The following is a 12,931-nucleotide window of genomic DNA, read 5'->3' on the forward strand; positions in this document are numbered from 1 at the left end:
CTTGTCGGGCGTGTGGCCCGGGTCTCGCCGACCCGGGTCAGGGACGCGCGTGCTCGATCGCCTCTTCCTCCTCCGGCGAGAGCTGCTGCTCGCACGACCAGGAGGCGACCGACTTGGCGTACGTGCGGGCCTCGCTCCGCCCGTGGATGGAGGTCAGCACCACGCCGTGGCCGGCGTCGTCGAGCAGGGCGAGGCTCCAGCTGAGGTGGCCGCCGACGTCGCCGAAGGCGTCGTACCGCACCACCGAGAGGTGCCGCAGCGCGTCGCGGTTCTCGGCCTGGAGGGCCGCGACCTCCTGCCGGAGGCCGTGGACGTCCTGGGGCAGCGCGTCCACGCCGTCGCCGGCGGGGCGTGACGTCGTACGACGGAGGGCGAGGACGGCCAGCACGCAGGCCAGCGCGGCGAGGACGACGGCGACCAGATCGAGCATGCGGCGACCCTATGTTCGGCGGCTGGTCAGAGCCGGTCGGACACGGCGGCGCGTGGAAGACTCGCGGCCGTGACCCGCCGCATCGCCTACCAGGGAGAGCCCGGAGCCAACTCCCACCTGGTCTGCCAGCAGGCCTACCCCGACTGGGAGCCGGTGCCGTGCGCGTCGTTCGAGGACGCCTTCGCGGCCGTCGAGTCCGGCGACGCCGACCTCGCGATGATCCCGATCGACAACTCGATCGCCGGGCGGGTGGCCGACATCCACCACTTCCTGCCGACGTCCGACCTGCACATCGTGGGCGAGCGGTTCCTGCGCATCCAGTTCTCGCTGATGGCGTTGCCGGAGGCGAGCGTCGACTCGATCCGCACGGTCCACAGCCACGTCCACGCCCTCGGCCAGTGCCGCGGCGTGATCCGCGAGCTCGGGCTGACGCCGGTCGTCGCGGGTGACACCGCCGGCGCGGCTCGCGAGGTGTCCGAGTCGGGCGACCCGACGCAGGCGGCCATCGCCCCGCCGCTCGCGGCCGAGATCTACGGCCTGCAGGTGCTGCGCGAGGAGATCGAGGACGAGGACCACAACACGACCCGCTTCGTCGTGCTCTCGCGCGACTTCGAGCAGGCGCCGCGTGGCAACGGGCCGGTCGTGACGACGTTCATCTTCAACGTCCGCAACCTGCCGGCCGCGCTCTACAAGGCGCTCGGCGGCTTCGCGACCAACGGCGTCAACATGACCAAGCTCGAGAGCTACATGGTCGGCGGGCAGTTCACCGCCACGCAGTTCCTCGCCGAGGTCGACGGCCACCCCGACGACCCGCCGGTGCGCAACGCCCTCGAGGAGCTGGAGTTCTTCACCACCGAGGTCAAGGTGCTCGGCGTCTACCCCGCCGACGCCTTCCGGGCTTCGTAGCCGAGTCCTACGGTTGTCGGCCGAGATCTCGGCTGACAACCGTTGCGGTCACCGGATGTCCGGAGACTCCAGCCCCGGTGACAGACTCCCCCGGTGATCGATCTCCTCGTCGTGGCCCTCGCCTTCGGCGCCATCTTCGTCGTCGAGCTGCCGGACAAGACGTTCATCGCCACGCTGGTGATGTCGACGAAGATGCGACCGCTCTTCGTCTGGATCGGCGTCGCGCTGGCGTTCTTCGTCCAGACGGCCGTGGCGGTCGGCGTCGGCAAGGCCGCGTCGTTCCTGCCGGAGGACCTCATCCACGTCGTCGCGGCGCTGATGTTCGTGATCGGGGCGATCATCCTGTTCCGCGAGGCGCGCTCGGCCGACGAGGAGGAGAAGGAGTCCGAGGAGGAGTACGCCGCCCGGTCCACCGCGCAGGGCCTCCGGGTCATCGTGACGTCCTTCCTCGTCCTGTTCGCCGCCGAGTGGGGCGACCTGTCGCAGCTGCTGACCATCTCCCTCGTCGCGAAGTACGACGACCCGGTGTCGGTGTTCCTCGGCGCGTGGGGCGCCCTGCTGGCTGTCTCCGGCCTGGCCGTGATCGTCGGGCGGATCCTGCTCCAGCACGTCAGGCTCGCGGTCCTCCACTACGTGGGTGCGACGGTCTGCGTCCTCATGGCAGCCTTGACGGTGTGGGAGATGACTCGCTGACGCAGGTCCGGGACCGCTTCGTCGCCGTCAACGGCGACCACCCGATGACCCCCGAGGACGACGCCTACGTCCGGAAGCACTTCGTGCCCGCCGCGCCGGGGGCGATCGACCTCATGCTCGAGGGCCGCCTGCCGCTGCCGTCGTACGTCCTCTCGGACGGCACGCCGATGGTCCCCGCCACCCACGGCACCCTCGCGGAGGTGGCCGGCGGCCTCGACCGGCTGCACGACTGGTTCGTCGCCTTCTGGGACGACCGGGCGACCGGCGAGGAGGAGTGGGCGGCCTACCTCTCGGGCCAGTACGTCTGCCTCCGCGAGGTCACGCCCGCGCGGATCATCGCCAAGACCGAGCGGATCGCCGACGCGACCCGCGCCGAGGGCTGCTGCGCCGCGACCCGCACGACGAGGTCGGCCGCGGCCTGCTCGGCCAGGCGGTCGATGGCGTCCTCGCGGTGGCCGGGCTCGACGAGCTGCTGCTGCCCATGACGGCGTACGACCGCCTGCGGTTCGGCGGCCCGACGAGCCGGGAGCGGTGGGTGGACCGGATGCGCGCGGAGTACCTCACGCCGGTGCCGCCGGACCTGCCGCTGCGCACCGAGCGACTGGTGCTGCGGCCATGGCAGCCAGGCGACGAGGCGGCGTTCGCCGAGGCGTGGGCCGACGAGGACTACGCCAGCCTGCTGCTGACCCGCACGATGAACGCCGCGGAGGTCGCCGACATGGTCCGCCGCCGGATGGACCCCGGCGACGGCCGGTTCGTCGGGCTGGTGGTCGAGCACGACGGCGAGCCGGTCGGCGACACGATCCTGATCCTCCAGGGCACCGGCCTCAGCGAGGGCGAGATCGGCTGGACGATGATCCCCCGCCACGCCGGTCGCGGCTTCGCCACCGAGGCCGCGAACGCCGTGCTGCAGATGGGCTTCGAGCACTACGGCCTGCGCCGGATCGTCGCCAACCTCGACGCCCGCAACGACCGCTCCGCCGCCCTCTGCGAACGGCTCGGCATGCGCCGCGAGGTCCACCGGCTCGGCGACTTCTGGTCGAAGGGCCGCTGGACCGACTCCTACGAGTACGCCCTCCTCCGCGACGAGTGGCTGGCCACGCGCGGGCGCTAGGTGGGCGGGTTGCGCGAGCCCATCGCCGTACACGTGTCCGCGAAGTGGCCCGTGTGGGGCCGGTCTGGGGGCCACGTCTCGGACACGTGTACGCCGGCGGCGCCGGGCCTGTGGAGGACGGCCGACGCCCGGGCTCGGAGATCACGGAACCTGTGGTCATGGCCTTCGACCCCCAGCAGCCGTTCCTCCGCGCCGTCGGCCTCGAGAACGGCGTGACGCCCAAGGCGCTGCGCGGTCCCGGGTACCGGCGGCTGTTCCGCAACGTCTTCGTCGCCAGCGCGTCGGTGCCGACGCCTCTCCAGCGCGTCCGTGGAGCGCTCGCCCTGCAGGTGCCGGAGGCATGGGCCAGCCATGCCTCGGCTGCGCGGGTGAAGGGAGCCCCGATCCCGACGATCGCGGACGAGCACGTGAGCGTCCCCCACCAGAAGCTGCGCCGGCACCACCGCGGGCTGCGCTGCCACGTCGGTGATCCCGCGGGGGTCGTCTTCGAGAACGGCGTGCGCGTGTCGGGGGACGTGCAGATGTTCGTCGAGCTGAGCGGTCAGCTGACCCTCGTCGATCTGGTCGTCGTCGGGGACTGGCTGGCGCGCCGGCGCGGGGTGACGCCCGAGCAGCTGGTGCGCGCCTGTCGACGCAGCCGGCACAAGGACCGGCGCAAGGCCCTGGCCGCGGCTCGCTACGTCCGGTCCGGGGTCGACTCGCCGATGGAGACCCGGCTGCGCATGCTGCTGGTCCTCGCGGGCCTGCCGGAGCCGGAGGTCAACCTCAAGATCCGGGCGCAGGACGGAGAGGTGATCCGGATGTACGACCTCTGCTACCCGGCCGTGCGCGTGGCGGTCGAGTACAACGGCAAGCTCCACGTCGAGGTGATCGCGACCTGGGAGGCAGACCTCGAGCGGCGCGCGGACATGGACGACGAGGAGTGGCGCCTCGTCGTGGTGACCAGCTCGGGCATATACCAGGACCCGGTCCGGACGCTCCGGCGGGTGCACCGGGTGCTGCTCGCGCGGGGGATGCCGGATGTCCCGCTGCGCCTCCTCGACGACTGGCGACCGCACTTCCCGGGATTCGCCGACGCCGCGTGACGCCGTACGACCACACGTGTCCGCGACATGGCCCCCAAACCGGCCGCGCAAGGGCCACTTCCCGCACACGTGTCGCGGCGGGGCACCCGGGGCGCCGCGTGACGCCGTACGACCACATGTGTCCGCGACGTGGCCCCCAGACCGGCCCCGCAAGGGCCACTTCCCGGACACGTGTCGCGGCGGGGCACCGCTAGAGTCCGGGGCATGGTCTCGACCCCTGCTCCCCACGGCGCCGACAGCGAGGTCGGCCGGCTGGCCACCGTGATGCTGCACCGGCCCGGCAACGAGCTCAAGCGGCTCACGCCCCGCAACAACGACCGGCTCCTGTTCGACGGCATCCCGTGGGTCAGCCGGGCCCAGGACGAGCACGACGCGTTCGCCGCGACCCTGCGCGAGCGGGGCGTCGAGGTGCTCTACCTGACCGAGCTGCTGACCGAGACGCTCGAGAGCGAGCTGGCCCGCAACCACGCGATCACCAGCGCGCTGTCGGGCCTTCATCTCGGCGACACCATGCGCCGCTACCTCGCCCAGGCCCTGCGCGACCAGTCGCCCGCCGAGCTCACCGACACCCTCACCGCAGGCATCCGCAACGACGAGGTCCGCGGCGGCCACGGCCTGGTCACCAGCCTGCTCGACCCCCATGACTTCCTCATCGACCCGCTGCCCAACCTGCTCTTCACGCGCGATTCCAGCGTCTGGGTCCAGGACCGGGTGGCCGTGACCAGCCTGGCGATGCCCGCGCGCAAGCGCGAGACGCAGCTGACCGAGCTGATCTACACCGAGCACCCCCGCTTCGCCGGCACGCGCAAGATCCACGGCTGGCACAACGAGCACGTCGAGGGGGGCGACGTCCTGCTGCTGGCGCCGGGCGTGATCGCGGTCGGCGTCGGGGAGCGTACGACGCCCGCGGGCGTGGAGCGCCTCGCCCGCCAGGTCTTCCACGCCGGGCTCGCCCACACGGTGCTGGCCGTGCCGATCGCGCAGGAGCGCGCGACGATGCACCTCGACACGGTGTGCACGATGGTCGACGTCGACAAGGTCGTGATGTACCCCAACGTCGCCGACACGCTGCGCGCGGTCACCGTGACGATGGGCGACAGCGGCTCGGACGAGTCCGACCTCACGCTCGACGTGAGCGGGTCCGAGCCCTTCCTCGTCGCGGCCGCCAAGGCGATGCAGATCGACACGCTCCACCAGATCGACACCGGGCTCGACCCGGTGACGGCCGAGCGCGAGCAGTGGGACGACGGCAACAACACCCTCGCCCTCGCTCCCCGGGTGGCGGTGGCCTACGAGCGCAACGACGAGACCAACGACCGGCTCGAGGCGGCCGGCATCGAGGTGGTCAGGATCGCCGGGTCCGAGCTGGGCTCGGGGCGCGGCGGCCCGCGCTGCATGAGCTGCCCGATCTCCCGCGAGCCGCTGGCCGCGGACACCGGTGCGGCCGCCGGCGTGGAGTGAGACACATGCGCATCACGTTCCCCACGGTGGATCGTTGAACCGGCATGACTGACTCCATCCTGGACGCCCTCGACCCCGCCGACGCCAGGCGCGTCCTCGCCGCGGGCACCGAGCTGACGCTGCCGCAGGGCTGGTCGCCGATCGCCGCGGGCACGACGGCTGACAAGGCGTACCTCATCACCGAGGGCGAGGTCTCGGTCCGCAAGGGCGGCGTCGAGATCGCCACCCTCGGCCCGGGCTCGGTCGTCGGAGAGGCGGCCATCGTCAACCGCACCCTCCGCTCCGCGACCGTCGTGGCCCTCACCCCGCTCAAGGTCGTGCACTTCACCAGCGAACGGATCGAGCAGCTCGCCGACCAGGTGCCGGCCTTCGGTGCCGCCCTCCGCGCAGCCGCCGCAGGGCGGACGTCGGGGAGCTGATCCTGCGGTGGCCGACGAGCACGAGCCGCCCGCCGGCCAGGAGGCTGACCAGGACATTCCCCGGGACGGGCCCACCGCCGGAGGTCTCGAGGTGGGTGACGTCGCCCGCGTCGTCGAGGCCCACCTGCTCGGCGAGGAGCCGAGCCTGACGCGCGTCGAGGTCGCCGAGCGCGCCGGCGTGCCGCTCGACCTGGCCGAGCAGCTCTGGCACCAGCTCGGCTTCCCCCACCGCGGCGACGACGACGCCGCCTTCGCCGAGAGCGACGTCGAGGCCCTGCGGCTGACCTCCGACCTGGTCCGCCTCGGCATCCTGCCGACCGAGTCGCAGGCCGCCCTGGTCCGCACGTGGGGCCGCAGCTTCGCCCGGCTCGCGGAGTGGCAGACCACACTGCTCGCCGAGGTGGCCGCCGCGGGCGGCGACCCCGCCACCGCCCTGACCGGGCTCGCCTCCGACGTCCTCCCCCGTGTCGAGGCCCTCCAGACCTACGTCTGGCGACGGCACCTCGCCAGCGCCGCCCAGCACCTGCTCCAGGACGCCGACGGCCTGTCGAGCACCGAGGCCCGGCTCGCCGTCTGCTTCGTCGACATCGTCGGCTACACCACGCAGAGCCGCAGCCTCGACGGAGCCGAGCTCGTCGAGTGGGTGGACCGCTTCGAGCAGGACACCACGAACCTGGTCGTCGACCACGGCGGCCAGGTCATCAAGACCATCGGCGACGAGGTGCTGTTCACCGTGGCCGACCCGGCCGCCGCCGTGGAGGTCGCCCTCACCCTGACCGCCCGCGGCGACGACGCGGACGACCCCTTCCCGGCGGTGCGGGCCGGGATCGCCCACGGCACCGTCGTACGACGCCTGGGCGACGTGTTCGGCTCGACCGTCAACGCGGCCTCCCGACTGACCTCGGCCGCGCGTCCCGGGAGCGTCCTGGTCGACGCGGGCGTGCACGAGGCACTCACGCCGGACTCCGACGACGCCACCGACGGGACCCGCGGCGCGGGAGACCACGACGCCGACGGCATCGACGACGGGCCCACCTGGCGGTTCCGCCGCGTGCGCCGGGTGACGGCGAAGGGGTTCCACCACCTCGAGGCGTGGCGGGTGCGAGCGCCGAAGTCCTGAGCGCGGACCGGCATCCGATCGCGCCGTCTGGGTACCTCACCCAGCAAGTCCGCCCGGCATTCATGAGTGTCGGACGGACGAGGCCCGGGGGCTCAAGACGCGGGCTCCCGGGCCGCCACATGACGGGCGGTCACCTCGCCGAGCGGGCCCGGACAGAGCTCGGGCAGTGAAAGGCCCGGCCGTTGTCGACGGGGGAAACGACAACGACCGGGCAGCACCCAAACTACTCCGCCCGCGAGCGGCGACACAACCGTTGGCCCGGTTGTGTTCGCCAACTTCCTCGGCTGTGGCGGGTGCGTGGCCCGGGTATTACCGGATCGTCACCTGACGGTTGGCGAGTCCGGCCCGTGCGGAGCGCTCCTCGGCTGTCAGGTCGCCCTTGGCGAGCGCCGTCTCGAGGTCGGCGGCGAACCGGGCGGCCGGCTCCTCCAGCACCGCGGCACCCGTGCCGACGGGGAGGTCCCACACCGGGGCGAGGAGCCCGTGCGCCCGGAACATGCCGACGAACCGCGACCCCTCGGCGATCGAGTCCTGGCCCGCGGCGTGCAGCCGGGCGAGAGCGTCGAGCAGCTGGTCCTCGGGGTGCGGCATCACCCAGCGCAGGTGCTCCTTGCTGCCCACGCTCGTCCAGTACGCCGCCTCGACCGAGGTGAGTCGCGAGGTCGGCAGCACGCCGCCGTTGGCCTGCTCCAGCGCGGCCTCCATGGCGGCGTCGCGCTCGGGGATGTCGTCGATCCAGTACTCGAAGCCGTCGTGGACGGTGATGTCGAGGCTGGTGTCGCTGATCAGGTCCTGGATGCGCGGTCCCTCGCCGGGGTCGTTCGGCAGCCCGACGATGCCCGGCTCGTCGGTGGCGAGGGCGCGCTCGAGGACGGCGCCGAGGTCACGGGCGGGGTTGCCGTAGGAGTGCTGGACCTGCAGGCCGAGCCACACGTCGCCGGACTCGCGCACCATCGCCGGCGCCGCTCCGGGCAGCAGGGTGGCGAGGCGGATCGTGCGCCCGCCGTCCTTCAGCGTCAGCGGCGTGGTCGCCGCCGGGACCAGCTCGCGGAGCGCGATCACGTCGCACTCGCCGGGCATCCCCTCGAAGGGACGGGCCACGAACGTCGGGGCCGCGCCGCCGGCCGCGCCGTGGCACGCCTTGTAGCGCTTGCCCGAGCCGCACGGGCAGGGCTGGCGCGGGCCGACCTCACCCTCGGCGACGGGGGTGGACGTGCTGGGCTTGCGGGACTTCTTGGCCATGGCCGAGAACCTACTGGCCGAGCAGCTCCAGCATGTACTTCGGCCGGTCGCTGATGACCGCGCTGACCCCGAGGTCGAGGCACACGTCGAGGTCGTCGGCGGTGTTGACCGTCCAGACGTGGATCTCCCGGCCGGCCTTGACCAGGTGGCGCCCGAGCCCCGGGTGGTCGCGCAGCTCCTCGACACCGGGGCCGATGATCCAGTCGTCGGCCACCATCGGGCGCAGCACCGGCCAGTGGTGCGCCTTGTCGACGAGCATCACGACCTGCAGCTCAGGAGCCAGCCGCCGGATGCGGTTCATCGCGTTGAGCGAGAAGCTCATCACCCGGGCCGGCGAGTCGGCGCCGGTCCAGCCGAAGTCGCCGAGGGTCTCGACGAGGCGGCGCTCCACCAGGCCGCCGTACCGCGTCGGGTGCTTGGTCTCGATCGCCAGCTCGACGTGGCGGTCGTAGTCGGCGACGGTCTCGAGCAGCTTGCGGAGCGTCAGCACCTTCCCGTCCTGCGCGGCCCGCTCGGGGGCCTCGTCGTCGAGCTCGGCCCACGGGCTCTTCCACGACGCGAAGTCGAGCTCGTCGAGCTCGGCCAGGTTCATCGTCGAGACGATCCCGGCGTTGGACGCCGTGCGCTTCAGGTTGCGGTCGTGGACGCAGACGAGGTGGCCGTCGGCGGTCAGCCGGACGTCGCACTCCAGCCCCTCGGCGCCTTCGTCCAGCGCCTTCACGTAGGCGGCGAGGGTGTGCTCCGCGGTGTCGTGGCTGCTGCCGCGGTGCGCCACGACCTGCGGTCGCGTGCGCGTCTCTTCCTGGGGGCTCCGACGGGCGCGCCGGATGCGCGGCGTACGACGCATGGGGTGAGCATGGCACGCCCGCCGGGCCCGTCACAGCAGGCTCAGGCAGCGGGATCGGACAGCAGCTCAGTGGATGTGGTCGCGCCAGTCGTCGGGCACGCGCTCCGCCGGCCCCGGGACGGTCTGGTCCTCCGGGTGGTGCTGCGGGTCGGCCAGGCGGGGGCCGGTGAGGCCGACCGACCGCTCGAAGTCCCAGAACCAGTCCTCGCCGGGCTCGTAGCTCTGCATGACCGGGTGGCCCGTCGCCTCGAAGTGGGCCGTCGCGTGCTGGGCCGGACTGCTGTCGCAGCAGGCGACGTGCCCGCACTGCGCGCAGCGGCGCAGGTGCACCCACCACCCGCCGGCCGCCTCGCACTCCACGCACCCGGGGCCGGACGGGGCCACCCCGGGATCGATCCCTGCCTGAGGTCCCTCGCTCGTCCCCTGAGTCATGGCCACAGCCTGCCCCCTCAGCGACCGGCGAGGAAGCCCTCCAGCCAGTGCTCCTCCCAGGCCGGGATCTCCTGCCGCTCGATCACGGACCGCTCCGGCGCCCGGGCGGCGGTCCGGTAGCGGCCGTCCTCACGCTCGAGGTAGTGGTAGTTCACGAGCTCGCGGCGCAGGTAGGCGAAGTCCTCGTGCACGCCGAGCAGCACCTCGTTGACCTCCTTCTCGGAGTACTCGCGGCCCGGCTCGAACCGCCTCAGCACCTCGAGCAGCACGGCTGCGCGCACCTTGCGCTTCGCCGGCACCCGCTCGATGCGCCCGTCGGTGAAGAGCCGGCCGACCAGCCGCCGCTGCTCGGCGCGCGCGACGTCATACGCCTCCTCGCGCGCGCTCCGCTCGAGCGCGGCGCGGGCCGCCGTGTAGGTCTCGCCGGTCTCGGTCATGCGGGCGCGCACGACCTGCTTGAAGTCACTGTCCCTGGTCATCTCGATCGTCCTCGACTGCGCTGCGTCCCCAGCACGCCGCTGCAGCGGGCGTCATCGATGCGACTCATGGAGGTGGTGCGCCCGAGGATCCGCTCCCCTTCGCCACCTCGCTCGGGCTGGGGCCGATGCGCCTGGCTGGGCGTTGGACGACGCCCTCGGCCCTGAGTCTCCCAGAGACTCACGTGCCACGGCAAAGACCTTTCGCGGGGGTTGACCCGGCGCACGGCCTCCTGATCGGGTGGACGCCGAGCGGCGAGCCCATCGGGGGGTTCGCCACTGACGTACGGAGTCATGCGCATGCGCACCACGTCCAGCAAGATCCTCCTCACCCTCCTCGCCTCGCTGATGGCGGTGGCCGGTCTCGCCGGCCCCTCGCACGCGGTCACCAAGCTGACCGACTCCCAGGCGGCGAGCCAGCTCTCGGCCTCGGGCATCACCCGCGTCTCGTCGGGCGGCTGCACGACGCGCAGCATCTCGACCTGCACCTCCTACGAGCAGATCAACCAGGAGACGGTCAGCGGGATCAGGACCTTCAAGTCCGTCAGCGGCTGTGCCGTGACGATCACCGGCGGCACCGAGGTCGGGCACGCGTCCGGCACCTACAGCCACTACAACGGCTACAAGGTCGACATCAGCCCCACCACCTGCGTGTCGAGCTACATCACCAGCCACTACGCCTACTACGGCGTGCGCAGCGACGGCGCCACGATGTACCGCGCCGCGTCGGGCAACATCTACGCCCGCGAGAGCAACCACTGGGACATCACCTACTACACCTGCGGCTGCTGAGGAAGATCGCCGGTCGAGGTGCGAGGAGCCCCAGCGACGAGCCTCGAGACCCGCCGCGAGGGAGGGTTTCGAGGCTCGCTCCGCTCGCACCTCAACCGGCGAAACGCAGGTGAGCGAGGAGGGCTGTGGCCCCACACTGGGGCCATGCCGTCGTCCAACCAGTGGCTCGCCTTCCTCGTCGCCTCGATCCTCTTCATCCAGGTGCCGGGCCCGAGCCTGCTCTTCACCATCGGTCGCGCCCTCACGGTCGGCAGGCGCGAGGCGCTGCTCTCGGTGGTCGGCAACGCTATCGGCCTGATCGCCCAGGTCGCCCTGGTGGCATTCGGGCTCGGCGCGGTCGTCGCAGCGAGCGCGACGGCGTACACGGTGGTCAAGCTGCTCGGCGCGGCGTACGTCGTGTGGCTCGGCATCCAGGCCATCCGCCACCGCTCCGACGCGCGCCTCGCGATGGAGAACGCCGCGCCGGTCCGGCGCGGGCACCCGGTCCGGATCGGCTTCACTGTCGGCGCCACGAACCCGAAGACGATCGTCTTCTTCGTCGCCTTCCTTCCGCAGTTCACTGACCCGACCGGGTCCGTCGGCCCGCAGACGATGGTCCTCGGCCTGGTCTTCGGCGTGCTCGCGATGATCTCGGACGGAGCGTGGGCGCTGGCCGCCAGCGCTGCGCGGACGTGGTTCGCCCGGCGCCCCCAGCGGCTCGACACGCTCAGCGCCACCGGTGGCACGATGATGATCGGGCTCGGCGCCACGATGCTCACCGTCGACTAGCGAGCTCACCCCGGACGGCGTACGTCGCTCGCGCTGAGGGTCAGCCGACCGGCTCCGGTTCGTCGGCCCTGGCCGCCTTCTTCCGCTTGTTGGCGACCAGGCTGGTGACGACGGTGACCGCGAGGATGCCGACGATCACGAACAGCGACATCAGGGTCGGCACGTCCGGCACCGACGGCCAGACCAGGTGCGCCCAGTGCAGCACCAGCTTGAACCCGATGAAGCCGAGGATCGCTGCGAGCCCGTAGCTGAGGTGCTCCAGCGCGCCCAGCGCACCCTCGAGCACGAAGTAGAGCGCGCGGAGGCCGAGGAGCGCGAAGGCGTTGGTGACGAACACGAGGTAGGGGTCGCCCGTGATGCCGTAGACGGCGGGCACCGAGTCGACGGCGAACACCACGTCGGTCGCGAAGACGGCGACGGTGACGAGCGCGAACGGCGTCAGGGCGCGGGCGCCGTCCTTCAGGACCGTGAACTTCGCGCCGTCGTAGTCGTCGCTGACGGGCATGAAGCGCTTCATCACCTTGACCACGCGCATCTCGGACACGTCGACCTCGTGCTCGTTGCCCTTGATCGCGTCGCGCAGGAGCTTGACGCCGGTGAGCAGCAGCACCGCCCCGAAGATCAGGAAGACCCAGTCGAAGCGCGACAGCGCGGCGGCGCCGAGGGCGATGAAGATGCCGCGCAGCACGAGCGCGCCGACGATGCCGTAGAGCAGCACCCGCTGCTTGAGCACCTCGGGCACCGCGAAGGCGGCGAGCAGCAGCATGAAGACGAACAGGTTGTCGATGCTCAGCGTCTTCTCGACCAGGTAGCCGGTGTAGTACTCCAGCCCGCGGTCGCCGCCGTGCGCGTTCCAGACGTAGAGGCCGAACAGCAGCGGCAGCGCGACGTAGAACGCCGACCACGCCACCGCTTCCTTCATCGACACCTCGTGCGGGCGCCGGGTGGCGATGAAGTCGACGACGAGCAGGGCGAGCACCACGCCGATGGTCAGGAACCACAGGGTGGGGGACGCGATGGACGACATGGGTCTCCTCAGGATCGAGCTCCTGAGGTCTCCCCCGCCACGCCCTCGTGCTGTCGGGTGTGGCCGCCGACCGGGGCGCCTGTGGAGGCGCCGTAGTGACCGATCGGACGTTGGTGGGG

At 71.9% G+C, this 12,931-nt stretch carries 16 protein-coding genes; 10 read left to right on the forward strand and 6 right to left on the reverse strand.

The features are described from left to right. Window positions 1-37 precede the first annotated feature (37 nt). A complete protein-coding gene (locus tag L2K70_RS12045; protein WP_236402206.1) occupies window positions 38-430 on the reverse strand; it encodes a DUF4446 family protein in 393 nt (130 codons plus the stop codon). A 69-nt stretch (window positions 431-499) separates the two neighbouring features. On the opposite strand from L2K70_RS12045, the gene L2K70_RS12050 reads away from it, so the two are divergent. From L2K70_RS12050 to L2K70_RS12085, 8 genes are all read left to right on the forward strand, one after another. Beyond that, window positions 500-1,336 (forward strand): prephenate dehydratase, encoded by an 837-nt coding sequence (locus tag L2K70_RS12050; protein ID WP_236402207.1) that lies wholly within the window; start codon window positions 500-502, stop codon window positions 1,334-1,336. Window positions 1,337-1,429: 93 nt separating this feature from the next. Continuing rightward, on the forward strand, window positions 1,430-2,029 hold the full coding sequence (locus tag L2K70_RS21680) for a TMEM165/GDT1 family protein (protein ID WP_236402210.1): 600 nt from the start codon (window positions 1,430-1,432) through the stop codon (window positions 2,027-2,029). Then, entirely contained in the window at window positions 2,011-2,514 is a 504-nt protein-coding gene (locus L2K70_RS21685; protein WP_236402211.1) for a DUF6058 family natural product biosynthesis protein, read from the forward strand. The genes L2K70_RS21680 and L2K70_RS21685 overlap by 19 nt, the downstream gene beginning before the upstream one ends. Continuing rightward, the gene (locus tag L2K70_RS12065; RefSeq protein WP_236402214.1) at window positions 2,481-3,143 is read left to right on the forward strand and encodes a GNAT family N-acetyltransferase; all 663 of its coding nucleotides are present in this window, start codon (window positions 2,481-2,483) and stop codon (window positions 3,141-3,143) included. The genes L2K70_RS21685 and L2K70_RS12065 overlap by 34 nt, the downstream gene beginning before the upstream one ends. Before the next feature lie 158 nt (window positions 3,144-3,301). Continuing rightward, window positions 3,302-4,228, forward strand: coding sequence for a hypothetical protein (locus tag L2K70_RS12070; protein WP_236402216.1), 927 nt, complete (start codon window positions 3,302-3,304; stop codon window positions 4,226-4,228). A 204-nt stretch (window positions 4,229-4,432) separates the two neighbouring features. Further along, window positions 4,433-5,689, forward strand: a complete 1,257-nt coding sequence (locus L2K70_RS12075) for an arginine deiminase (RefSeq protein ID WP_236402218.1) — start codon at window positions 4,433-4,435, stop codon at window positions 5,687-5,689. Window positions 5,690-5,733: 44 nt separating this feature from the next. Further along, the gene (locus tag L2K70_RS12080) at window positions 5,734-6,108 is read left to right on the forward strand and encodes a cyclic nucleotide-binding domain-containing protein (RefSeq protein ID WP_236402219.1); all 375 of its coding nucleotides are present in this window, start codon (window positions 5,734-5,736) and stop codon (window positions 6,106-6,108) included. 7 nt (window positions 6,109-6,115) lie between these two features. After that, the gene (locus L2K70_RS12085) at window positions 6,116-7,228 is read left to right on the forward strand and encodes an adenylate/guanylate cyclase domain-containing protein (RefSeq protein ID WP_236402221.1); all 1,113 of its coding nucleotides are present in this window, start codon (window positions 6,116-6,118) and stop codon (window positions 7,226-7,228) included. Window positions 7,229-7,537: 309 nt separating this feature from the next. On the opposite strand, the gene L2K70_RS12090 is transcribed toward L2K70_RS12085, so the two are convergent. From L2K70_RS12090 to L2K70_RS12105, 4 genes are all read right to left on the reverse strand, one after another. Beyond that, entirely contained in the window at window positions 7,538-8,470 is a 933-nt protein-coding gene (locus L2K70_RS12090) for a DUF5926 family protein (RefSeq protein ID WP_236402222.1), read from the reverse strand. Window positions 8,471-8,480: 10 nt separating this feature from the next. Continuing rightward, window positions 8,481-9,317, reverse strand: a complete 837-nt coding sequence (locus L2K70_RS12095; protein WP_236402223.1) for a glycerophosphodiester phosphodiesterase family protein — start codon at window positions 9,315-9,317, stop codon at window positions 8,481-8,483. 66 nt (window positions 9,318-9,383) lie between these two features. Next, window positions 9,384-9,749, reverse strand: coding sequence for a UBP-type zinc finger domain-containing protein (locus L2K70_RS12100; RefSeq protein WP_236402225.1), 366 nt, complete (start codon window positions 9,747-9,749; stop codon window positions 9,384-9,386). A 17-nt stretch (window positions 9,750-9,766) separates the two neighbouring features. Continuing rightward, window positions 9,767-10,228 (reverse strand): DUF2087 domain-containing protein, encoded by a 462-nt coding sequence (locus tag L2K70_RS12105; protein WP_236402227.1) that lies wholly within the window; start codon window positions 10,226-10,228, stop codon window positions 9,767-9,769. 297 nt (window positions 10,229-10,525) lie between these two features. Here L2K70_RS12105 and L2K70_RS12110 point away from each other — a divergent pair, with 297 nt between their 5' ends. Then, window positions 10,526-11,017, forward strand: a complete 492-nt coding sequence (locus L2K70_RS12110) for a hypothetical protein (RefSeq protein WP_236402229.1) — start codon at window positions 10,526-10,528, stop codon at window positions 11,015-11,017. 144 nt (window positions 11,018-11,161) lie between these two features. Then, the gene (locus tag L2K70_RS12115; protein ID WP_236402233.1) at window positions 11,162-11,785 is read left to right on the forward strand and encodes a LysE family translocator; all 624 of its coding nucleotides are present in this window, start codon (window positions 11,162-11,164) and stop codon (window positions 11,783-11,785) included. A 40-nt stretch (window positions 11,786-11,825) separates the two neighbouring features. On the opposite strand, the gene L2K70_RS12120 is transcribed toward L2K70_RS12115, so the two are convergent. Then, a complete protein-coding gene (locus L2K70_RS12120) occupies window positions 11,826-12,812 on the reverse strand; it encodes a TerC family protein (RefSeq protein WP_236402234.1) in 987 nt (328 codons plus the stop codon). Window positions 12,813-12,931: the final 119 nt, after the last annotated feature.

It is taken from the genome of Nocardioides potassii (assembly GCF_021648885.1).
Classification (GTDB): Bacteria; Actinomycetota; Actinomycetes; order Propionibacteriales; family Nocardioidaceae; genus Nocardioides; species Nocardioides potassii.